21 protein-coding genes are annotated in these 22754 nt (G+C 47.3%); 8 read left to right on the top strand and 13 right to left on the bottom strand.

Annotation, left to right across the window (positions count from 1 at the left end; all coding sequences use genetic code 11):
- Positions 1-9: 9 nt before the first annotated feature.
- The 7 genes from AC3B6P_RS04555 to AC3B6P_RS04525 are packed head-to-tail and all read right to left on the bottom strand — an operon-like array spanning position 10 to position 7395.
- On the bottom strand, positions 10-1449 hold the full coding sequence (locus AC3B6P_RS04555; protein WP_489804937.1) for an NADH-quinone oxidoreductase subunit D-related protein: 1440 nt from the start codon (positions 1447-1449) through the stop codon (positions 10-12).
- Complete coding sequence (locus AC3B6P_RS04550; RefSeq protein WP_489804936.1) at positions 1446-2603, bottom strand: hypothetical protein; 1158 nt, start codon at positions 2601-2603, stop codon at positions 1446-1448. Before AC3B6P_RS04550 ends, AC3B6P_RS04555 begins: the two co-directional genes overlap by 4 nt.
- Entirely contained in the window at positions 2603-3139 is a 537-nt protein-coding gene (locus AC3B6P_RS04545; protein WP_489804935.1) for a hypothetical protein, read from the bottom strand. The genes AC3B6P_RS04550 and AC3B6P_RS04545 overlap by 1 nt, the downstream gene beginning before the upstream one ends.
- Complete coding sequence (locus AC3B6P_RS04540; protein WP_489804934.1) at positions 3136-4008, bottom strand: hypothetical protein; 873 nt, start codon at positions 4006-4008, stop codon at positions 3136-3138. Before AC3B6P_RS04540 ends, AC3B6P_RS04545 begins: the two co-directional genes overlap by 4 nt.
- The gene (locus AC3B6P_RS04535; protein ID WP_489804933.1) at positions 4005-5354 is read right to left on the bottom strand and encodes a hypothetical protein; all 1350 of its coding nucleotides are present in this window, start codon (positions 5352-5354) and stop codon (positions 4005-4007) included. The genes AC3B6P_RS04540 and AC3B6P_RS04535 overlap by 4 nt, the downstream gene beginning before the upstream one ends.
- Positions 5351-5863, bottom strand: coding sequence for a DNA polymerase III subunit chi (locus tag AC3B6P_RS04530; protein ID WP_489804932.1), 513 nt, complete (start codon positions 5861-5863; stop codon positions 5351-5353). Before AC3B6P_RS04530 ends, AC3B6P_RS04535 begins: the two co-directional genes overlap by 4 nt.
- Positions 5864-5889: 26 nt before the next feature.
- Positions 5890-7395, bottom strand: coding sequence for a leucyl aminopeptidase (locus AC3B6P_RS04525; RefSeq protein WP_489804931.1), 1506 nt, complete (start codon positions 7393-7395; stop codon positions 5890-5892).
- Between the two features lie 147 nt (positions 7396-7542).
- Here AC3B6P_RS04525 and cysQ point away from each other — a divergent pair, with 147 nt between their 5' ends.
- The 8 genes from cysQ (at position 7543) to rsmA (ending at position 16976) form a co-directional block, all read left to right on the top strand.
- Positions 7543-8361: a 3'(2'),5'-bisphosphate nucleotidase CysQ gene (gene cysQ / locus AC3B6P_RS04520; RefSeq protein ID WP_489804930.1), complete on the top strand. Its 819-nt coding sequence runs from the start codon at positions 7543-7545 to the stop codon at positions 8359-8361.
- Between the two features lie 25 nt (positions 8362-8386).
- On the top strand, positions 8387-9391 hold the full coding sequence (locus AC3B6P_RS04515) for an L-threonylcarbamoyladenylate synthase (protein ID WP_489804929.1): 1005 nt from the start codon (positions 8387-8389) through the stop codon (positions 9389-9391).
- Between the two features lie 4 nt (positions 9392-9395).
- Complete coding sequence (locus AC3B6P_RS04510; RefSeq protein ID WP_489804928.1) at positions 9396-9902, top strand: hypothetical protein; 507 nt, start codon at positions 9396-9398, stop codon at positions 9900-9902.
- 68 nt (positions 9903-9970) lie between these two features.
- Positions 9971-11125, top strand: coding sequence for an LptF/LptG family permease (locus AC3B6P_RS04505; protein WP_489804927.1), 1155 nt, complete (start codon positions 9971-9973; stop codon positions 11123-11125).
- Positions 11122-12318 (top strand): LptF/LptG family permease, encoded by a 1197-nt coding sequence (locus AC3B6P_RS04500; protein WP_489804926.1) that lies wholly within the window; start codon positions 11122-11124, stop codon positions 12316-12318. Before AC3B6P_RS04505 ends, AC3B6P_RS04500 begins: the two co-directional genes overlap by 4 nt.
- Entirely contained in the window at positions 12318-14651 is a 2334-nt protein-coding gene (locus AC3B6P_RS04495) for an LPS-assembly protein LptD (RefSeq protein ID WP_489804925.1), read from the top strand. The genes AC3B6P_RS04500 and AC3B6P_RS04495 overlap by 1 nt, the downstream gene beginning before the upstream one ends.
- On the top strand, positions 14652-16130 hold the full coding sequence (locus AC3B6P_RS04490) for a peptidylprolyl isomerase (protein ID WP_489805544.1): 1479 nt from the start codon (positions 14652-14654) through the stop codon (positions 16128-16130).
- Positions 16131-16976, top strand: coding sequence for a 16S rRNA (adenine(1518)-N(6)/adenine(1519)-N(6))-dimethyltransferase RsmA (rsmA, locus tag AC3B6P_RS04485; RefSeq protein WP_489804924.1), 846 nt, complete (start codon positions 16131-16133; stop codon positions 16974-16976).
- On the opposite strand, the gene AC3B6P_RS04480 is transcribed toward rsmA, so the two are convergent.
- The 6 genes from AC3B6P_RS04480 to rpoD all read right to left on the bottom strand — a co-directional run bounded on the left by AC3B6P_RS04480 (position 16973) and on the right by rpoD (position 22675).
- Positions 16973-18181: a class I SAM-dependent methyltransferase gene (locus tag AC3B6P_RS04480; protein ID WP_489804923.1), complete on the bottom strand. Its 1209-nt coding sequence runs from the start codon at positions 18179-18181 to the stop codon at positions 16973-16975. The genes rsmA and AC3B6P_RS04480 overlap by 4 nt on opposite strands.
- 222 nt (positions 18182-18403) lie before the next feature.
- Positions 18404-18991 carry a 50S ribosomal protein L9 gene (gene rplI, locus AC3B6P_RS04475; protein ID WP_489804922.1) on the bottom strand — a complete coding sequence of 196 codons (588 nt, stop codon included), beginning with the start codon at positions 18989-18991 and terminating at the stop codon, positions 18404-18406.
- A 10-nt stretch (positions 18992-19001) separates the two neighbouring features.
- Positions 19002-19286 carry a 30S ribosomal protein S18 gene (gene rpsR / locus AC3B6P_RS04470; protein WP_489804921.1) on the bottom strand — a complete coding sequence of 95 codons (285 nt, stop codon included), beginning with the start codon at positions 19284-19286 and terminating at the stop codon, positions 19002-19004.
- A gap of 5 nt (positions 19287-19291) precedes the next feature.
- The gene (gene rpsF / locus AC3B6P_RS04465; RefSeq protein WP_489804920.1) at positions 19292-19747 is read right to left on the bottom strand and encodes a 30S ribosomal protein S6; all 456 of its coding nucleotides are present in this window, start codon (positions 19745-19747) and stop codon (positions 19292-19294) included.
- Between the two features lie 162 nt (positions 19748-19909).
- Positions 19910-20365, bottom strand: a complete 456-nt coding sequence (locus AC3B6P_RS04460; protein ID WP_489804919.1) for a hypothetical protein — start codon at positions 20363-20365, stop codon at positions 19910-19912.
- A gap of 321 nt (positions 20366-20686) precedes the next feature.
- Entirely contained in the window at positions 20687-22675 is a 1989-nt protein-coding gene (gene rpoD / locus AC3B6P_RS04455; RefSeq protein WP_489804918.1) for an RNA polymerase sigma factor RpoD, read from the bottom strand.
- Between the last annotated feature and the right edge of the window lie 79 nt (positions 22676-22754).

The raw sequence follows: 22754 nt of genomic DNA, 5'->3' as shown, positions 1-22754 counted from the left end.
CCAATGCTCCTATAATGCCAGACCAGCCGATGAAAACCCCAGAGAGGCCAGGATAACAGGCACCTGCTCTGGCAGGGCGCCGTGAAAAATTTCTCCAAATGCAGTCAGGACAGGTAAGGCAGGATCCCGGATCTGGATTGTTTCGATACGCCCCTCTTTAAGGTTTACCCAATACCAAAGATCACCTCTCGCTGTCTCAACAACCCCAAGCCCCTCCTGTGTCGCGCTGAATAATGCCGTTTCATCCTCAAGAGCAAAACTTGCAATAATCTCATCCATTAAAGCTAAGGAATCCCTGATTTCAGAAAGACGCTGCACATTACGTCCATGAGCATCACCTCCATGCCCCCCAGATGAACGCAAAACCTCTACCCTCATCCCAACATCGCCCCGACGCATATCAATATAACGGCCACTGGCCCGACCCGTCACGCCGCCAATAGCATAATGCCAGGCTGTATCATTGGACAAAAAACCTAACCCTTTGAAACGGTCCTCATAAAGAGGATAAAGATCAGAAATAAGCGCAAGCTTTGTGTCTACAGCCTCTCTGATAGCCTGCACCAAAGGAACAATCTCCATGGTCTCACGCTTTTTTTCATCAAGTGTTATGATTTCTGTCAAGCGACGGGAAAATCCATACGCTTCACAAAGAGAGGCTATGATTTCGCGCACCTGATCACATTGTGTTGCAAATAAGTCCGCCTGAACGAAACGGGCTGTCTGGGAAAGATCAAAAAGATGAAGACTAACCCGCTCAATTTCTAGCAATAATAAACGGGTATCCCGTTCATGTGGCACAGGATAAAAACCATAAGCCTGTTCTAGAGCCCGTAAAAACGCTACTGGATGAGCAATAAACCCCCCTGCACTGACTTTCGATATCAAAGGCAGAGCTTCCTGAGGCGTCATACCCTTTAATTGCGACAAAACGCCCCGGTGTGCGGGAGCCAGAGAGGGGGTTACTTTTTCAATATGCCCTGCCTTGAGACCATATTCAAACCCCAACAATCCCGAGAGTCCGGTACAGCAAGGGGCGATATAAGGCTCCTGTGGTTCAGTCAGCCCAGTCCCTTCTATTGTGATCATATCCCTTGATAGAGGCCAGGTTTTAGACCAGCTTCCGTCATCAAGAGCGGGCGCATCCTCTGTAGCATAAAGGGCTTCCACCCCCCATAGATCACGCGCTATGCGTTCACCCCATGCGGCTACTGGATAAAGACTTGAAGAAGCGTGATAACGCCGCAACTCCAGGGCAGTACTGACCAGAACTGGCCGTTCGCCCTCCAGGAGCATGATTGTCGCTTTCTGCTCATCGGCCCACGCCGCCAGCAGAGGCACAGGACGCTTTGTCAGAGTCAGAAACCTGACCCACTCATCAGGCTCCAAAATATAGCGAAACAGTCCCGCACGCGGTTTGGAGCGCAAAAAGGCCATCATTTCACTCATGGATGCCACCTAATAGGAAATGACTGTCCTCCCAGAGAGAGACCCGCAAGGCTTATAGCCAGCATCATAACGGGGATTAAACTCTCTTTAAGCGAAAAATACCGGTCCTTTTTCATAAACATGTCGCAAAAATAGACATGTGACAGTGACCTGAAATTCAGCCCTGCCAAAATAATCAAGACAAGCATAGAGAAAGGTGAAAGATGTTGCCCTATCAATAGTAACGCTACAAAAATCAGGGGGATAACAGAAGAGTTTATGCGCTCTTCTTCCCGCCGAAAACCGATTCCTCCAAAGGCTGCAACCATTAACATGAAAAATGCCACCGAGGATTGCGTTGAAGCAGCAACCGTCGCCAAAGCTGCCAGAAAGGGTAGAAAGGCTCCAGCACGCTCTCTAATCACAGCACTGAATATCAGTCCAATCAACCCTGCCCCCAGAAGAATCCCATGAGCGAGGGGATAATGGCCAAGTCTTACCATCAGGCATAAAGCTGCAAAGCGCAGCCCTGAATCTAGTAAGGCAAAAGAGGACTTCTGCCCTGTAATACTCCCAAGACCTGCCATCATACCCAACCCAATGACCAGAAAAACCAGTCCCCACTGGGTTTTAAGAAGCTGCTCTGCGGGGCCTGCTGCCACCTGTAATAAAGCAGCGCCTAAAACAGCGAGAATAACACCGCATAATCTGAGTCTGACCATGGACCATGCAGCCATGGCCCTGCGGGGAGATAAACCATCCCACCAAGCAAGGATAACACAGCCCGCCCCAATAAACAGGCTCGCCAGCAAAGCAGAAAACAAACTCAGCGCCATCAAGATACAGCCAGTAATCAAAAATGGCAGGCGCTCGCCTCTTGCCATAACTTCCAGCTCTTCTGTCCTGCCATCTGCTCCTGATGAATAATGCGGCGCAAAATAAAAAAATATCAGGGGAAGAAAGCCTGCCAGCCCGACAGAGACTTTCCCCAATATATCAAGCCTTGAAGGAAACAGGCATAAAGCTCCGACTGTCATAACTGCCCCTGCGATTGCAAGGCTATGCACACGACCTGTCCGCCGCGACGCCCATAAAAGCCAGGCAACCAGAAAAGGCCAACATAAAACAGCAAAAAGCCCGATAGAGGGTAAAATTGCCGAAAAAGAGGAAAACATCAGAAATCCTCACTTTTCCGCCAGACTAAGCGGGGCAGTAAAATAGTACCCAGCACAGTCATAACACACCATAAACCGAGCGCTGTCAGGCAAAGTGGCCATGAAGACAGCATAACCGCCTCCATCATGAGGCCATCAACCGCCATCAGGAGCCCACAGAACTGCACTAATGGGCCACCACTAGCTACAACACAGAGACTGGCAAGTACCAGACCTAATACAAGATTTGATACGCCGCCCATACCAGCCCCGCCCAGGGCAACAATAAGTAAAAAAGCAACCATCAGGATAATGGACATCAGAAATGTCAGCTTTTTGAAACCATAAGTCTCATCACGATCTGTAAAATCATTCAGGAAATACCAGGCAAAACCATTGAGAAATAAAAGCATGAAAAAGACTGGGCCTGATAACGCACCCCTTCCGACCATTGCTACTGTCACGGCGCAGGAAGCTCCATAAAAAGCAAGCCATTTTGCACCTTTTCCCAGTGACAGAAAAAGGAACACAAAATTCAGGGCAAATCCGAAGCTCACGATCCCAACCGTCCTGACAGGGCAAATAAAAGTCCTAACCCCCAAAAAAGTACGACACAGTGAAAGTTTCTCTCCATTTTTGTCAGACGGCAGACTGTAATCCCCGTTATGACAAGAAACACCCGCCAGAAAAAACTTTCTGAAAAACTTTCAGACAATCCAGTCCATTCTCCTGCTTTGGCAGGAAACACGATTAAGTCACTCAGGAACATAAGCCAGATTGCCTGAAAAAAGATAAGCAACCCATATTTCCGGTCAATTCCAAAGCGGTCATAATTTCTGAACTCTGCTTCATTCCACGGAACACGCCGTAATTCAGAAGCCATGGGAAGAGGAACAGAAATGATTAAAGCCAGTAAAGAGGCCATCGAGACACCATCTAAAGATGTATTTGCATGCTTCAGTAATGTAAAAAGACCGTAATGATGAGGCGCCATCAACAAAAGCAGAAGATACATCCAAAGAAGGGTAAATGCGCCACATATTGTCACAGGAAGGGCATTATCACCCATTAAATAGAATCTGACCAATAAGAGGGCTGTACCTGTCAAAAGGGGATCAGAAAGGAGATTGAGAGGAATCTTCTGCAAAAGGATATGCGGTATAAAAAAACCAGGTAATGATAAAAATACCAAGGCCAGAGCAGCACAGCACAAGCCTTCCTTGAGATCCATTCCCCTTTTGCAGCTTTGCTCTACGAAATCAAAAGCCCTTTTATAACTCAAGCGAAGCGGAAATCCTCTTTGCCCAGAACAGAAAACAGGTGCTGCTTCAACCAGCCAACTCATCAAAGGCATCAGAACCAATAGAATAGATAATTCCGCCCCCCAACCTGCTATAAAGCTGAATATAGGACTTGAACCGGTCATGATGATAACCCAATCATCAGAAACAGGAACGCCATGGCACACAACCAGACGAACAGACTGATATCTGGCTGTCCATCCCACCAGTCATTTAAAGAGAGTCTGATCACTCTGCCTTGGCGCTTCAGAAGACTTACGTGTCTTGTCAAAGAATGATGCGGTTTAAAGAAACGGGGCAAGGAAAGGGAAAAAAACTCTTTGAATTTTACTTTCACTGCTAAGGGACATGAGAGGAATATGGAGGGCTTATGCCATGTCAGACGCGGATTAATAAATAAAAACCAGATAATAGTCCATAAAACCCAAAGCAATGGCTGAAGTAAAAAAGCTGCGTCTGTTCCTGTTTCATACCAAGAGCGAACCCACTGACCCATTTCATCATAACGCAGGAAAGTGACCCCTCCATCATGCGGTGCAAGGCATAGAGCAAGGGCTGGCAGCACAGATGAAACTATGGCAGTCACTGTCATAAAAGAGCCATCTACCCGCAGGGGGGGAAGCGTTACCACAACAATTACTGTTTCAATAATGGATAATGATCCAATCGCAAGACCCAATGCCAAACCCAGCAAAGTCTGGGAATTGTGCGAACCGGCAATCAGAAGAGCAGCATGAAGCCCGAGCCATAATACCGTAAAACCCGGCAAAAGCGGAAATGCCAGCGCAAGACTACGCCATTGCGGCCCCCATGAAGCACCAACCTGGCATGTAACATCCAGCAACAAAGCACAGAAGGCAATCTGGGCACAGCCATATAGCGTCTCATGAAGAGCAATCTGCAAAAGCCCAACCAGCAATAAGGACCGTATCAGAGCACAAAATTGTATCAGAAAAGGAAAATTTTTTTCAGAGCGTTTGTAAATACTCCATAAAATGACCAGAAGAGCCAGAATCGCAACGCCTAAAAACCAGGAAAATGAGTCACTAATACCATTTTTGAAAGCATATCCTATGACCAGAATATAGGATATGCCAGCTTCATCACAAACAGGTTTTCCTTTCCCAGCCTCCAGCCAGAATAAGACCGCTATGACAGGAAAAATGCTCCAGACTGAAGGATAAAGCCCAAAAAACAGTAAGGCAATCATGCTATAAGGCAAAGGCGAGTAACGGACGTTCTGCCAATTTATAAAAGCAAGATACACACCAAGCCAAAAAACCTGAAAAAACAAACCTATCGAAAACAGGCTAAAACAAGCTGCAAGAGATGAGAAAAGCGTATAAAGACTTCCCCTGTCCTTGAGGTTTCCTTTTTTAAAAAAGAGAAAAAGCTGCTTGCCCCAGATTACTGCCAGAAGGCCAATCAGGTAAATCAGAAAAGGATCACGATACCACATGGTTCCCGTCATCCCGCCTGCCGCCAGCCTTTAGCTTCCTGCTTCCAATAGGCAAGGTCATAACTCTGTTCTTTAAATAATTTCCAGCGTAAACGGGCCTGAATGACCGACTGCTCATCATGTCCGTCAAAAAGGTCAAAAATACGTTTAAAACTACTTAAATCGGGTATCTCTGCCCCATTAAGGCGAAAGAGGAAACCTGCCTTGTTTGGAGGGAGGTCACTTCGGGAGGTCAGCCATATTGGTTGCCGGGAAGCATGATCACTTCCCGGCACACCATGTGGAAGCCATAAATATTGTGTGCTTTCCCACAATTTCTTGTCCAGCTGCTTCATTTCCTCTGCACTGGCACAATAAATAACAGCACGTTCCCCACTTGAGAGGGTACGGTCAAGCAGAGCAGGAAGAGCTTCCTCCATAGTTGATCGTGTCAGATGGTAAAAACCAATCTGGGGAAGAGACGCTTTTCCCTCTCTTCCCTTTTCGACCTGTGCAGAAAGATCTTCCTGTTCTGCCACCATAAATTTCTCTCCAGAAATTCAGCCGTCTAAGACTTGTTTTCCCGTTCTGCTACAAACTGATTGAGTAGCTGGACCCCGAAGCCACTGGCCCCTTTGGGAATACAGGCTGAACCTTTATCACACCAGGCTGTGCCGGCAATATCAAGATGCGCCCAAGGGGTGTCTCCGACAAAACGTTTTAAAAACTCCGCCGCAAGGCTGGAGCTTCCCGGACGGCCTCCGATATTTTTCATATCCGCGATATCTGAATCAATCCGACGGTTATAGGCCTCTCCCATTGGCATACGCCATAATTTTTCACCTGTTTCAGATCCGGCCCGTTCAAGCTCTTTGCTCAACGCGTCATCATTACCGAAAAGGCCCGCATATTCATGGCCCAATGCCACAACAATAGCCCCTGTCAATGTTGCGAGATCAATCATCAGAGAGGGCGCATATTTATCTCTTGTATAAGCAAGCAGATCAGCCAGAACCAGACGTCCTTCCGCATCCGTATTCTGCACTTCAATCGTCTGGCCACTATAGCTTTTCACCACGTCTCCGGGGCGTTGCGCATCGCCTGAGACCATGTTTTCAACCAACCCGACAACTCCGACTGCATTAACCCTGGCTTTACGGCGCGCCAGAACACTCATGACCCCAACAACGGCCGCAGCCCCCCCCATATCGGTTTTCATCTCTTCCATCCCGGCAGCGGGTTTGATGGAAATGCCGCCTGAATCAAAGGTAACACCTTTACCAATAAAGGCCAGCGGTGCTTCATCTTTATCATCAGCACCCTGGTACCGTAAAATAACGGTGAAAGGCGGTTTGGAGCTTCCCTGTGCCACACCAAGCAACGCGCCAAATCCAAGATCACTCATGGCCGCCCGGTCCAGAACATCAATCTCTAACCCCAAAGTCTGCAAGGTCTCAATACGGGCACGAAAACTCTCGGGATATAGAATATTTGCTGGCTCACTGACGAAATTACGGGTCAGGATAACACTGTCACCAAGTGCTTTGAGTTCTTTCCATTGCTCTGTCAGCATTGAAGCTGAAAAACTTGACGGATATAATATCGTCAGGTTCTTGGGGGCTGTCTCTTTCTTTTCAGAACGGTAAAGCGAAAACTCATACGCCCCCAACCGTGCGCCAAAGGCAATAAAAGCAGCTTCTGCTCCTAAAGACTCTGGAATAATAAAAACTGCATCATTTTCTTTTAATTTCGCTCTTTTCAAAGCCTGAAATCCGTTCCCTCCTGCCTGCTGGAATCGCACCCGGTCAGAAAGAGTTTCTCTTTCTTTTTTACCAACTCCGACCAGATGAAACTGAATGATTGTTTCTGCTGGAGCAAACAGATCAAGCGTCTGACCGCTTTCCCCCTTAAATTCCTGTGCTGCGGCCGCCTGACTTAAACGCCCCTGCATAATCTTGTCAAAAAGCTGAAAATTCTCTTCCTGAGCAAAGGACTTCCCGTCACAAAACAGCACTATTGAACGGCTATACTCTGACAGGGGAAGTGAATAACCTTTAAAATCAACAGATATCATTCTTGGACCTCATTTTCTTCAGACAGTTCACATTAACTTGATGAACTTGTTTTCAGGGCGTTAAAGAACGCATAGACATTCAATTCTCACAACGTATCAGATAAGTGTTTCGTGACGAACAGTCATAAATAGGATAGCCTACATAAAATGAACTCTTCTCCTGCTGCAATGCCTGACCTCCAAGCTCTTCTGGAATTGACTGTTAGAACCGTCTCAGAAGCGTCTTCCATTATTCTCGACATCAGAAAAAGAGGCTTCCAGACCGAGCAGAAATCTGATGCCTCTCCCGTAACGGAGGCTGACCACGCTTCGGAAGCCTGTATTCTGGGACATCTACGCAAGGCTTACCCTACTATCCCCGCTATTTCTGAAGAGGAGTTCTGTTCGAATATACACCCAGAAACCGGCGACCTTTACTGGTTGATTGATCCTCTTGACGGCACGCGTGGCTTTGCTGATGGCGGGAATGATTATGCCATCAATATTGGCCTTATTTATAGGGGTGAACCTGTCCTGGGGACTGTTGCCATCCCTTCTTCCGGGCAAATTTACTGCGGGGGAAAAGGCCTCGGGGCTTTCTTACAAGATAGTAACGGGCGGCGTAAAATCCATACTGTACCTCTTCCCGAAAAAGGTATACGCGTCCTTGCTTCCCGTCATTTTGGTTCTGAACAAAAACTGCATGACTATCTTGCAGGGCAAAAAATCCAGTCCATCAATCATATGGGGTCATCAGTAAAAATCGTACAGATTGCAGAGGGAAAAGCTGATTTCTATCCCCGCTTTGGCCCCACTATGGAATGGGATACAGCAGCACCACAAGCCGTCCTTGAAGCAGCAGGAGGGCATCTTTATACAGAAGACGGAAATCGTATGACCTACGATAAGAAAGACAGGCGTAACCCCGCTTTTTATTGTTCCGGTCCTGTTATGATTCCTCCCCCATCCCTTAGGGAAAACGATTAACTATTAACAAGGACCCTGAACGCCTGTGACTGAATGGCTTGATGTAGGTTTTGACCATATTCACCGTGCTGCTGACATCATAAGTCAGGGAGGGATCGTAGCCTTCGGCACTGAAACAGTTTACGGTCTTGGAGGGCTGTCTCGTTCTTCTTCGGCCATAAGCCGTATTTACAAGGCAAAAGGGCGGCCTTCCTTTAACCCTCTCATCAGCCATTTCGCCACAGCAGAAAAAGCTTTCGAAGAAGTTGATCTTTCAGGCCCCTTGGCAGAGAAAGCGCAGATTCTCGCTGCTCAATTCTGGCCTGGCCCTCTGACCCTCATCCTTCCCCGCCGTCCAGATAGTCGCATTTGCGATACTGTCAGCGCGGCACTCCCTACATTGGCACTCCGTGTCCCCCGTGGACGCGTTGTGCAGGAATTGCTGCGCCTGATAGATGCTCCTGTTGCCGCCCCTTCAGCCAATCGTTCTGGCCGCGTCAGCCCTTCCTGTGCAGCTCATGTCAGGGAAGAGCTTAATGGGCGCATTGATGCCATCCTTGATACAGGCCCTTGCGCCATTGGCCTTGAAAGCACTGTTCTTGATCTGAGTGGCGAAAAACCACGTTTATTAAGACCTGGGGGGCTAACACAGCAATGCCTTGAAGCTGTTATTGGCCCTATTGAACGGGCAGCCCCTCTGGCTGAAAATGATCAGACACCCCAGGCTCCTGGTCAGTTAAGCTCTCATTATGCACCGACCCTTCCCCTACGCCTTGAAGCTGAAGCTCCAGCAATAAATGAAGCATGGCTCAGTTTTGGTCATTCTACTGCTGCTCAGACAGATACTCCTCATTGGAACCTGAGCCCGAAAGGTGATTTGAGTGAGGCGGCTGCCAGACTTTATACCGGCCTTCGCTTATTGGATGAAAAAGGTATCGCGCAAGGCTGTACTGCCATCGCTGTACAATCAATCCCTGACCAAGGACTTGGGGAAGCCATTATGGACCGCCTGAAACGGGCAGCCGCCCCACGGATTCTTCCAGAAACATAATATCATGGCAGGCGACCCCCTCCCTCTTGACCCTAAGGAACTCCGCCTTCTTGCCGATATTCTAGCGCTCGTCCTTGATGATGAAGTCGGACAGGCCCAGGCAGCGCTGGAGCGATTACGCGAAAGAGCCAGAAAACAGGATATTTCTGGCGGATCATTTAAAAACCTCATCATCACATTGGCCGAAACTTCAGAGGGACGATCTGACCTCCTTAAAAAACGGCATGCGCTGGAAATAAAACGTTATCAGGAAATGATGGAGGAGCTTGGCGCACAGCACAGGAAATTGCAGAAATATGTTTCCTATCTGGAAAAGGATAACCAGATTCTGCGTTATAACAACGCCCAGAGCGATCTTCTTCCCTGGCAACGTATCAAATTTGTTCTCGCATTAATCACAGGACTTTTGATTGGTATCGCTGCCAGTCAGGTTGTTCATGATATGGGCAGCTCTCACAAAATAGACCGGTCATTATGTGTGCCTAAACCGCTTTCGGATATATCGCCATAATAAAACCGGATGGTACTTTACTTAAATTTACTCTTTTTTTGCTTTCCCCTTGGACGTAAAAGAGATTCATGGCGAATTTGGATAACATTGCGGAGAGGCGTTTTTTCCAGCTCATAGATCTATATGTGCTCCGTCAGCTATTTATCGGCCTTCTGGGATTAACGTCCGGGGCCATCGCTCTTATCTGGCTGACGCAATCTCTTCATTTCATTTCGCTCATCGTTCAGCACGGCCTGTCACTCCGGGCTTTTCTGCACCTGACCCTGCTTATGGTGCCCTCTTTTGCATCTGTCATCCTGCCTGTCAGCACTTTTCTGGTTATTCTCTTTATCTACCAGAAACTTACCCATGACCGTGAGATTGTCGTACTGGGTGTTATGGGACTTTCCCCTCTCAGACTTGCCAGACCGGCAATTTTCTGCGGTCTTTTTGCCACCCTTATGGGATATATCCTGACATTATGGATGGCTCCCGCCTCTTATCATGCCTTTCATCGTTATGAATTTCAGATCCGCAACCGGATTGCCGCCTTTTTGCTTGAAGAAGGCGTTTTTACGCCAGTTTCTTCAAGCATGACGATTTATATTCATGAAAAAAAGAACGGTAATGAATTTCGTGGTGTCATGATACAGGATGACAGGGACCCCAATAATCCTGTCACGATTTTTGCTGAGCGGGGCATACTTTTCTCCCGCCCTGAAGGACCTCGCCTGATCCTCTCAAATGGCACTAGGCAACAGCTCAACCGCCATAGCCTAAGAATCAATGAATTACAGTTTGAGAATGATACGCTTGATCTGACTCGCTCTTCCAAACATGAGGCAACTTTGAGTGAAGATGCTTCGGAACTGCCTCTCAGAACGCTTCTTTCTCCCCCTCAGGGAACACCGTTAATATTACGCCACAAACTAAAACTAGAAGGCTGGAACCGCCTTATTGCCCCTCTTTTCACCTTCTCTTATAGCATGATCGGCGTGATCTGCATTTTAAGCAGCCGTTTCTCACGCCGCGGCAGCTTCCTCCTGTCTCTTATCGCTATCCTAACTGTTGTTGGCCTTTTGACTCTCTCCTTGATGCTGAAGAGCGTGGCACAACGTCATAATGAGCTGATTTTCCTACTCGCTCTTGAAGCCATATTTCCAGCCTTTCTAGCACTTTCTACTCTGGCCTTTATGTCCCGGCGCATTTCAGGAGAAAACAGTAATAGGTATTCACCGTCATGAGCCGCTTTTTGGGAGCATGGCGCTTTAGGCATTCCTCGCTCAATCAGCTTTACCGCACGCTTGAAGAGCAGGAGATTTCCGATAGTTTTGGGTATTCCCTCACATTTGCCCGCTATGTTGCCCGTTGTTTTTTTACAACCAGTACACTGATTATCCTTGCACTAACCTTTCTGATTTCACTCTTTGATTTCATTGATCTTTTAAGACGAGCTGCCAGTCATCCAGCCGCTAGTTTTGCAATAGTGCTTGAAATTGCCGGACTGCACGTTCCCTATTACGCCTTATATGTTCTGCCTTTTGCTATGCTATTGGCAGGAATTATTGCTTTTTCCCGTCTTGCCCGTTCTTCAGAGCTGGTCGTTGCACGCGGAGCTGGTATTTCAGCCTGGCAGATTCTCATAAGCCCCGCTTTATGTGCGTTCTTTATCGGTCTTTTATTTACCATGCTCGTCTCGCCACTCTCATCGCTCATGTATAGCAAGGCAGACCGGCTTGATAGCCGCTATCTGAAAAATGAAACCTCTACATTGGATTTCAAACAGGATTCGCTATGGATATGGCAAAAAAATGATTCAAACCAAGGCGATATACTCCTTCACCTCAGATATCTTCATCTTGAAAATAACCACCTCAAAGTATTGCAATCCACGCTTTTCGAGCTTGATACCCATCATCATATCCGTCAGCATATTGAAGCTACCCGGGGAGAGCTCTTTAAAGATAAATGGTCTTTTGAAAATTGTGTCAGCCTTTCTGCTACCGCCAGACCACACTCTTTAGGAACGATTTTCATCCCTGCACATTTAAGTTTGAAACAAATGCTCAGACGTGCTGCACCTGCTGATACCCTCTCGGTCTGGGCACTTCCTCATGTCATTCATTTGTTGGCAAGATCAGGCTTTTCTACGATACAAATGAAATTACGTTTTCAATCCCTGTTGGCTCTTCCCTTCCTAGCTGGTACAATGGTACTGGTATCAGCAGGATTTTCGATGCGCCCTGCCCGAAGGGGTGGTATCGCTCGGCTCCTTGCAAGTGGTGTTTTAACGGGATTTGCGTTATTTGCAGTTTCCAAGATTGCTGAGCAATTGGGAAAGTCAGGTGCTTTGCCCCCGCTTATGGCGGCCTGGGCGCCCACACTGGCAGGGTTGTGCGTTGCTGTGACCTTGCTTTTATTTATGGAGGACGGTTAATGCCGAAGCCCGGAACTTATCCGTCCGGTATAAAGAAGCGGCTCTCGTTTCTTTGTTTTACCCTTGCAGGCACGGCTTTAGGCATGTTGTTAGCGCCTGTTTCCTATGGGCAGGAAAGTCAGGCAGACTCCGCAAAACGCAAAACAGTCACAAAAGAAACCTTCCCAGGACATACGTCTTCACAGGAACCACTGACCTATCTGGCAGATCATGAAAGTTATGATAAAACCGGATTGGTCATCTGGCAGGGAAATGTTCGTGTCTGGCAGGGAACGCAGGCTTTACGGGCAGATAAGATCACCTATGACCGTGCCAGCGGGGTCATGAAAGCAGAAGGTCACGTTGCGCTCGTCCAGGAAAGTGGCAGCACGACCTATGCCGATCACGTTGAGTTCACAAATGGTCTCGAAAATGGCATTGGCTCCTCAATTTATATGAAGATGCAACAAAATGCCAAACTTGCAGCGACAGGGATGAGACGCACCAGCAAACAGATAACTGATTTTTCAAATGTCGTTTATACGGCCTGTAACCTTTGCGAAGAGCATCCTGACATTCCGCCTTTCTGGCAAATCAAGGCTTATGGGGCAACGCAGGATAAAGAACATGTGAATGTGGAATTCAACCATGCCTGGCTGAAAATGCTTGGGGTTCCTGTGTTCTATTTCCCCTATTTTCTTGTCACTGATCCGACCGTAAAGCGCCATAGCGGTTTTCTGATGCCCAATGTTAACCCCCACGACCGTTATCTTGGCACCTATTTTAACATCCCATATTTTCTGGTGCTAGATGACCAACAGGACCTGACTCTTGACCCCTTAATTGCGACAAAGACAGGCCCACAGCTTACGGCTCTTTACCGTAACTGGATGAATTTCGGGCGTTTGAATATCAAAGGTGGCATCGCCGATGATACAAGGCGTAACCAACCTTATATCAACACATTCGGTGACCAACTCGACCGTTCAGGAAGACATGGTGCCCAGGGATATATTTTCGCTAATGGAGACTTTTCGGTCTCTGATCATTGGCGAGCAGGTTTTCAAGCTGATATTGCGAGTTCTGCTAATTATATGCGTGATTATCGTGTCCCCGGATATGGTAATGACGTTCTGACATCCAATATTTACGTAGAAGGGTACGGGGTTGGCTCCTACCTCCGGGCTGATGCCCAAGCCTATCAGGGTCTGAACCGTGGGATTATCAATAACTCTGCCCTTCCTTTTGCCCTTCCCCGCCTGACTTATGAATTTCAGGGAGAGCCGGACGCACTTGGGGGACGGTTCAGCCTTCACACGACTGATTTCTTTGTCTATCGTTCCAAAGGCACTGTCGATCAGCGTGGTGAGCTTGCCATGCAATGGGATCGCCCTTTTACAAACAGCCTGGGTCAGAACTGGCTTTTGACAGCGCGGTTGGATACAACCCTTTACCACGCCAAACATCTTGAAGAGCAACCTGGCTATGGCCATGGCGGCAGCCACGTCAGAGGAACAGTTCTGCCAACACTTGCCCTGAAAATGAACTGGCCCTTCCTGCGAACATTCGCCCATGGCCAGGGCAGTGAAGTCTTTGAACCGATTATACAGCTGATCGCTGCGCCGAATATGGGAAATTCGATCAATCGCAATATACCCAATGAAGACAGCTTTTCATATGAATTCAGCGATACAACACTCTTTGCCCTTAACCGCTATATGGGCACAGACCGTCTAGATAGTGGATTACGTGCCAATGTCGGAATCCATCAGAACTGGAGCTGGAATGGCCATAGCATTGATATGCTTGTAGGTGAAAGCTTTCAGGAACATATTGACCATAACCGGATTCCCTATTCCGGTCTTGACCACCATATTTCTGATCCGGTTGGGCGTATTACCATTACCCCCAACCAATATGTCGATCTGACGGCTAGGGGCCGCTACAACCCATGGCGTGGCAATCTTGATTATGGCGAGGCACTCGCTTCAGTTGGTGTTCCCTTATTCCGTCTGACAGGCGGTTATGTCTATGAGCCTGTAACGCCTTATTACATGTACCGCATGAATTACCGTGAGTTACGGAATATGCCCTACCTGAAACCAACAAGCGAATTTACAGGACGTGTTACTTCGCAGTTTGGCCAATATCATATTTCAGCTTATACAAGACGAAGCCTCCAAGCCAATAAAGCAATCGCTTATGGTGGTGATATTGGTTATGAAAATGACTGTTTCGGACTGGACGTAATTTACATCAAGCAGTACACCTATGTTGGTGGTGAGAAAAGAGGTTCGACAGTTCTACTGAATTTCTACTTCAAGACCATTGGCACATTCGGGGTTAACGGTTGAATTATGTTCATATCTTTACGTTCCGCTCTCCTTACATTTACAGCATTTTCCTGTGCTGCATTAAGTTTTTCCCAGCCCCTGAAGGCTGCTCACCGCCCTGACGACAGGACCGTCACGGAAACTGGCCTCTCCTCTCATCCAGAAGAGGAAGAGGAAATCATTGCTGTTGTGAACGGACAGGTTCTCACCAAACGTGATGTTAATGATCGCGCCCAGCTCTTTGTGCTTTCGACCGGTCTGCCTGTCAGTCCTGAAATTATGCAACGTATGCGTGGGCAGATTATCAATCAGCTCATTGATGAAAAACTGAAGATGCAGGAGATTCTGGCGCGTCATATCAATGTTGAGCCAGAACAGATTGCTGGAGCCATTGGCACAATTGAAGCCCGCAACGGCTTACCGAAAGGGGCCTTACGCCAACGTCTCTCCAATGATGGCATCTCTCTCACTACCCTTATAGATCAGATTCGTGTGCAAATTGCCTGGATGCAGGTTCTAAGGCAGGAGCTGGGACCACGCAGCCGTGTCACTCCCGAACAAATTGTCCAACGTGAAAAAGCTCTTCAGGCTGAGTCTGGCCGCACGCAATATTTTTTAAATGAAATTTTCGTTCCTGTTGAAGACCCGCGTCATGATGGAGCTGAACTGGAATTTACCCAGACAATCATCAGCCAATTACGCAAAGGTGCTCCCTTCCCCATTGTTGCCGCCCAGTTCTCGCAGGATCAGAGCGCACTTGATGGTGGCTCTATGGGATGGGTTCAGGAAGACCATTTGGATCCTGCTGTTGTCGAAATCGTACGCCAGATGCCTGACAGAGCTATTTCAAACCCAATTAAGGTACCGGGGGGCTATGTCATTGCCACGGTTCAGGCACGCAGGCAGGTCGGCAAACAAATGGGAACATTGCTGAGCTTACGTCAGGCCTTCTTCCCATTCCAGACCCTTCTTGACCCTCAGAACCCGACAGATTCACAAAAGACAATCTTGCAGCAGGCGACACATGCTTCACAGACACTTGCAAGTTGTGACGCAATGGAATCTTTAAATAAATCGCTTGGAGAAAAGCGCCCTGCCAATCCCGGCACACAAGTATTGGAGCGGCTCGCACCACAGATGCGCGCAGTTCTTGAAAAACTACCCCTGAACAGATCGACACATCCCCTTGTTGCACGTGATGGCATTGCATTACTCATGGTGTGTTCACGTGAACAAAAAAACCTTGCCCAGCAATCACCCGGTCAGATTGCCGACCAGCTTATGAATGAGCGTATTGAACAGACCGCCCAGCAATTACAGCGTGCGCTTCATCGCCGAGCTGTGATTAAAATCCGCCCGAGCGTGCAGGAATTCCTGAAACGCTCCAAAGAGGAAAAAACGGATCAGTCCTCTGACACCACACAATCTGGGCCAGCCTCTGAAAAGGCGGCTAAAGATACGCATAAAAAAACCAAAGAGCTTACTCAAAAAGATAATTGAATGGACCTAGTAACAGAAAGACTAAAAACACTCCCCTCTCTCAAAGACTCCATTCTCCAGCACGGCCTTGAAGCGCGCAAAGCCCTTGGTCAGCATTTTCTGCTTGATCCCGGTATATGTTCCCACATTGCCGCCTTGGGGGGGAATCTAGAGGGACGCCATGTTATTGAAATTGGCCCTGGACCGGGTGGATTAACGCGAGCGCTTCTTCTCAGCAAGGCTGAAACAATCAATGCTGTTGAAATTGACCCACGGGCCTGGCCGCTTCTGGACGAGCTTTCTTCAGTCTTCCCGGATCGGTTATCGCTTATAAAACAAGATGCCTTGACGCTTGATGCCACAACCCTGGCACCTGCTCCACGGCAGATTATTGCCAATTTACCTTATAATGTCGCAACGCCTCTTCTCGTCGGGTGGCTCAGACAGGCTGCACAATGGGAACGGCTTATTCTCATGTTCCAGAAAGAGGTTGCTGAGCGGATCTGCGCTGCACCGGGAAGTTCGGCTTATGGCCGGCTGGCGGTACTATCGCAATGGTGTGCAGAATGTTCCATTGCAATGACACTGCCGCCTGGCGCCTTTTCTCCTCCCCCTAAGGTCAGTTCCGCAGTTGCATGCCTTATCCCCCATAAAAACCAGCCCTCTTCAGAACTCTTCAAGGCTATGGAACAGGTTACAGCTGCTGCATTTGGGCAAAGACGCAAAATGCTTCGCGCTTCTCTGAAAGTGATTGGAGGCGAAAGCCTGCTTGATAAAGTAGGTATTGACCCAACGAGAAGAGCAGAGACACTCAGCATTGAGGAGTTTGACCGCCTCGCTACCGAGCATCTTGCCCGTAAAGTCTAGCTTACCTTTTGAACGAACATATAATCACGCGTTAAGGGCACAGCCTCTATATCTGCTGTTAGCTGAATCTGGAAATTCATGTGCCCCTGAACGCGGAATGCCTGCTCACTTGCCAATAAATAGAGCTCGAACATCCTGACAAAACGATCGTCATAAAGAGCTCTGATTTTTTCACGATTTTGGACAAAACGCCTATACCATTCAGAAATTGTCTTCGCATAATGCAGGCGCAGTATCTCGCAATCTGTGACCCATAATCCCGTTTTTTCAACTGCTGCAAAAACTTCACTCAAAGCTGGTGAATACCCACCGGGAAAAATATATTTCGCAATCCAGGGATTGGTGGTACCGGGGCCATCCATCCGCCCGATAGAATGGATCAGTGCTACTCCCTCACGTTTCAAACAACGTTTAATATCCTGAAAAAAGGTCTTATATTGTTTAAGACCAACATGCTCAAACATCCCGACTGAAACAATGCGGTCAAATGTACGGTGCAAATTACGATAATCCATCATCTCAAAGCGCACCTGTTCTTCAAGACCTGCCTCTTTTGCCCTCTGACGTGCTACAGTCAATTGCTCAACAGAGAGGGTAATCCCCATCACCCTTGCCCCATAATCACGGGCAAGCGTAAGAGCCATCCCTCCCCACCCACACCCAATATCGAGAACTTCCAATCCAGGGCGGTCGAGACATAATTTTGCTGCGATATGACGTTTTTTTGCTATCTGTGCCTCTTCCAACGTCATGTCATCACGCTCAAAATAGGCACATGAATATTGCAGGTCCTTATCAAGAAACAGGGAATAGAGCGCACCGTTAAGATCATAATGATGTGCTACATTCTTTTGTGAACGGCTTAATGAGTTAAATGGTTTCAGCAAACGACATAACTGCCTGAGACGCGCACCAACCTCATTACTGAGCAATGTATGATTTCCTAGATTCTGCATCACGACATGAAGGAGCTTATCGAGAGAACAGTCTTTGGGCAAAACATGCCCGTTCATATATTCTTCTCCAAATGAAAGTGCTGGATTTAATGCTATGGCATGTTCAGCTTTCAGGGTCGTAATTTCTAAAGCAGCTTCATCTCCAGGTTGTTGGCCCACATAATGACGAACAGAACCATCACTATAAGTAACAGTTAAGGCACCAGTCTGAATAAAATTCTTAAGAAGGATATCTAGTACGCGTTTCATAACTAAATCCCGATAATTATGTTTTCATCATATACATAACATTCAGCTTATAAAAATAAGCTTTACAAACCATACACCACATTAAATATTAATTGTGGAAATATATTCTTATTAAATAAAACAAATCACATAAAAAAAACCCGGTAGAATTTCTCTACCGGGTTTCCCCGTTACACAAACCTAGTCCCTCTTTCCGAGAAACTGATTTATGTTACTTACTACTTAGGATGCAGCAAGTTCAGCTTCTTCAGCTGCCTGTTCTTCTGCAAGCTGCTCAGCATGTAATTCGCCGAGGATATTTTCCTCTTCTTCATGCACAACAGCTTCTTCACCACGAGCCTGACGCTCAGCTTCTTCTTCAGAACGGGCAACATTGACCACGATTTTGATAGAAACTTCCGGATGAAGAACAACTTTAGCTTCAGACAGACCAAGGAACTTGATTGGAGAATCAAGGACGACCTGCTGACGTGTGATTGTCAGACCAGCTGATGTTGTCGCTGCTGCAATATCACGCGTTGTAACAGAGCCATAAAGGCTGCCGCTGTCACCAGCCTGACGGATAATGACAACGCTCAGACCTTCCATACGCTCAGAAAGGCGTTCTGCCTCTTCACGTTTATGAAGGTTATGAGCCTCTAGCTGAGCACGCTCTGTTTCAAAGCGCTTGCGGTTAGCCGCATTCGCGCGAAGAGCCTTGCCCTGTGGCAGGAGAAAGTTACGTGCATAACCTGGTTTTACACGGACGATATCGCCCATCTGGCCCAGATTTTCAACGCGCTGCAAGAGAATGATTTCTGTCTGTGACATAACGCGCTCCTTAGCTTACAACATAAGGAAGCAATGCAAGGAAGCGTGCCCGCTTGATTGCCTGCGCCAGTTCACGCTGTTTCTTTGCTGAGACAGCCGTAATACGGCTTGGCACAATTTTGCCACGCTCAGAAAGATAACGGCTCAGAAGTCTTACGTCTTTATAATCAATCTTGGGCGCATTCGCACCAGCGAATGGGCATGATTTACGACGACGGAAGAAAGGACGACGTGCCCCGACAGCCATACGGCGTGTAGCGGGATTCACTTCGGCTGAATTTGTCGTATCAGACATGAATATTACTCCCCGTCTTCAAAGGCAAGATCACGAGCCTCAGGAGACTCATTGTTACGGCGACCACGACCGCTCTCAAAACGGCCACCGCCGGAACGTGCCCCCCCACGGGAAGATCCACGTTCACCGCGATCATCACCCTTGCGAGACAGGATCGGAGAAGGTGTATCGTCAATCTCTTCCACACGAAGTGTCAGAACGCGGAGCACATCTTCATTCAGGGAAAGCTGACGCTCCATTTCGCGTACAGCAGCGATCGGTGCATCAATTCCGAGGAGGACATAATGTCCTTTACGGTTCTTTTTAATACGATAAGCAAGTGTACGCAGACCCCAGAACTCACGTTTAAGGACTTTGCCTTCCTGCTCTGCAAGCTGGGCTGTGATGGTCTCGACCAGGCCTTCAACCTGAGCCTGAGAGACATCATTACGTGCAATCAGCACGGTCTCATAAAGTGGCATGTAAACCCCTTCGGATAAAATCAACCCGGGCCAGCCCTACGCCAGCCTCACTCAGTCTGATGAGACCAGACCGCGGGTATAGCCGAACATCGCCATAATGTGCGGCAGGGAAAGGGTGCCTTATAGGCATAAAACAAAATAATAAGCAATCCTCTTATTTCATCATAGAGGTTTGATAAACTGCTCGCGGGCTGTCCTTCCAATTATATATGTCGCTGTAAAATCAATGGAACCGCCAATAATTCCTTTCAGAAGAGGAATAGCTTTACCCAAATGAGCAAGACCCTCAGCGCCTAGTCTCTCAATTAAACGGGATGTCACAGCTTTATTAATTTCGATAAACATTTTCCACGAAATTTTTTGTAAAGCTGAGCTTGCCACTTTCGTTGTTAACTGAACGCCTAGCTCTTTAAATAATTCATCCATTCCGTTTCCTAAGAGACACCCATAAACCATGGTTCTTACTCGCTCATACTGTAAATCTTCTCCTCCTATAGAAGCAATTGCCGTAATCATGCGCCGCTGCAAATAAATATTAATTATAAAATTAGCAGGAAGAGAAACCAGTAATGTTATTACACCACCCAAATTGGGTGTAAAACCAACTATCGCCGCCATGGCTTTTTGCTATCTGATAAGAGCATTTACCGCTTCATAGGATGGCTCTGAATATGTCAGATATTTTTTTGCCAATTCGTCAGCAGAGATACCTCCAGGAATCCCTTTAATAGAGATATTATAAGCACTATTAAATAACGTAATTATGAGATTATTTTTATAATATTTAGAAATTTATTGACCACAATCTCTACTTACCCATAATAAGATATAGGTTTATTTTATAAAATAATAAATATTTTCTAATTTTTGAATATAATAAAAAACCCGATATCAGATTGACTGACATCGGGTTCTTACTTTTAGAAATACACGCTAACCTCAATCATCGAGGAACGAGCGCAATTTCCGGCTGCGGCTTGGGTGTTTTAGTTTACGCAGAGCCTTAGCTTCAATCTGGCGGATACGTTCACGCGTCACGTTAAATTGCTGCCCAACCTCTTCAAGCGTATGATCTGTATTCATCCCAATACCGAAGCGCATACGCAGGACACGTTCTTCACGTGGTGTCAGGGATGCCAGAACGCGCGTCGTTGCTTCACGCAGATTAGTCTGAATAGCTGCATCCAGCGGAATGACCGCATTCTTGTCTTCAATAAAGTCCCCAAGATGGCTGTCTTCTTCATCCCCAATCGGGGTTTCGAGTGAGATCGGCTCTTTGGCAATTTTGAGAACCTTACGCACTTTTTCAAGCGGCATGCCAAGCTTCTCGGCCAATTCCTCTGGTGCAGGTTCACGGCCAATTTCGTGAAGCATCTGGCGAGACGTACGCACAAGCTTGTTGATCGTCTCAATCATATGCACAGGGATACGGATTGTCTTGGCCTGATCGGCGATAGAGCGCGTAATAGCCTGACGGATCCACCAGGTGGCATAGGTTGAGAATTTATAACCACGGCGATATTCGAATTTATCGACCGCTTTCATCAGGCCGATATTGCCTTCCTGAATCAGATCCAGGAACTGCAGGCCACGATTAGTATATTTCTTAGCAATAGAAATCACAAGGCGCAGATTCGCCTCAATCATTTCCTTCTTGGCACGCGTTGAATCACGCTCACCACCTGAAATACTCTGATAAACAACCCTAAACTCATCAACAGGCAGACCCATTTCATAAGCCAGAGCCTTGATCTCCTGCCGCAAACGTTTGAGAGGTTCAAGATATTTAGTGGTCAGAAGCTTCCAGCCCTTACCAGGCAAAGCAATAATTTCATCAATCCAGTTCGGGTCCATTTCATGGTGACGGTAATAGGACATGAACTCATCACGTGAAATCTTGCAGCTCTCAGCCAGACGCAGCATACGCCCCTCGAGTCCGTTCAGACGCTGCACCTGGGCTTTAATCAGCTCCACCAACTCTTCAATACGGTTATTATGCAGATGCATGCGCTCAACAATGGCGACCAGTTCATTACGGAACTGATTATAGAGTGTCTCTGCTTCATCAGAGGTCTCCTGACCTTCGGCAAGTGACTTGATACGCTCACTCTGCATAGAAGAGAGCTTCTGATAAAGAACTCCAAACTCCTCAAAGAGGAGCATGATTTCTGGCTTTAGTTTCTCTTCCAGCGCTGCGAGGGAGAGGTTATTCCCCTCGCCATTGCTACCATCGCCATCATCCCCAACAGAGTCAGAATCAGGATCATCTCCTTCATCCTCATCACTGTCATTTTCAAGATCTTCACCCAGACCCTCTTCTGCCTCAGGGTCACTCTGGCTGGCTTCAAGATCAATAATATCACGCAATAACATAGAGCCTGCCTGCAGGCTCTCATACCAGCTCAATATAGCCGCAAATGTCAGGGGGCTGCGGCAAAGGCCGCCGATCATTTCACTACGACCGACCTCAATACGCTTGGCAATCGCGATTTCTCCCTCACGGGATAAAAGCTCCACAGCACCCATTTCACGCAGATACATACGTACAGGGTCATCTGTTCGGCTGGCTGTCTCAGCATTAACATTGCCGCCCGTAGCCTCGTCTGTATCGCCATCACTCTCTTCGGAAATAGAGGAATCTTCTGCAGAATCATCATCTTCATCATGAGAGGAAGCAGACTCTTCATCGCGCTCTTCACTCTCGATAACCTGAATATCCATCTCTGATAAAGCTGCCATGACATCTTCAATCTGTTCAGACGTCATTTTGTCCTGTGGCAGGACAGCATTCAGCTCATCAAAGGTTATATTGCCGGTTTCTTTACCCTTGAGAATCAGTTTCTTAACCGCAGCGGATTGGATATCTAAAGGCGAACCATCCTGCTCCGGAACATTCTGACCAGATCCAGAAGCTGTTTTCGTCGCCATTCGTCTCTCCGTTACGTTCTTACTCAAAAACAAAAAATATGAGGCCAAAGTGCAAGTGGGCAATTCCTGCCAACAAGTC

The sequence above is a fragment of the Aristophania sp. ESL1142 genome (assembly GCF_058107345.1).
The sequence above is the reverse complement of the archived record's forward strand: the minus strand, read 5'-3'. Positions and strand labels throughout refer to the sequence as shown.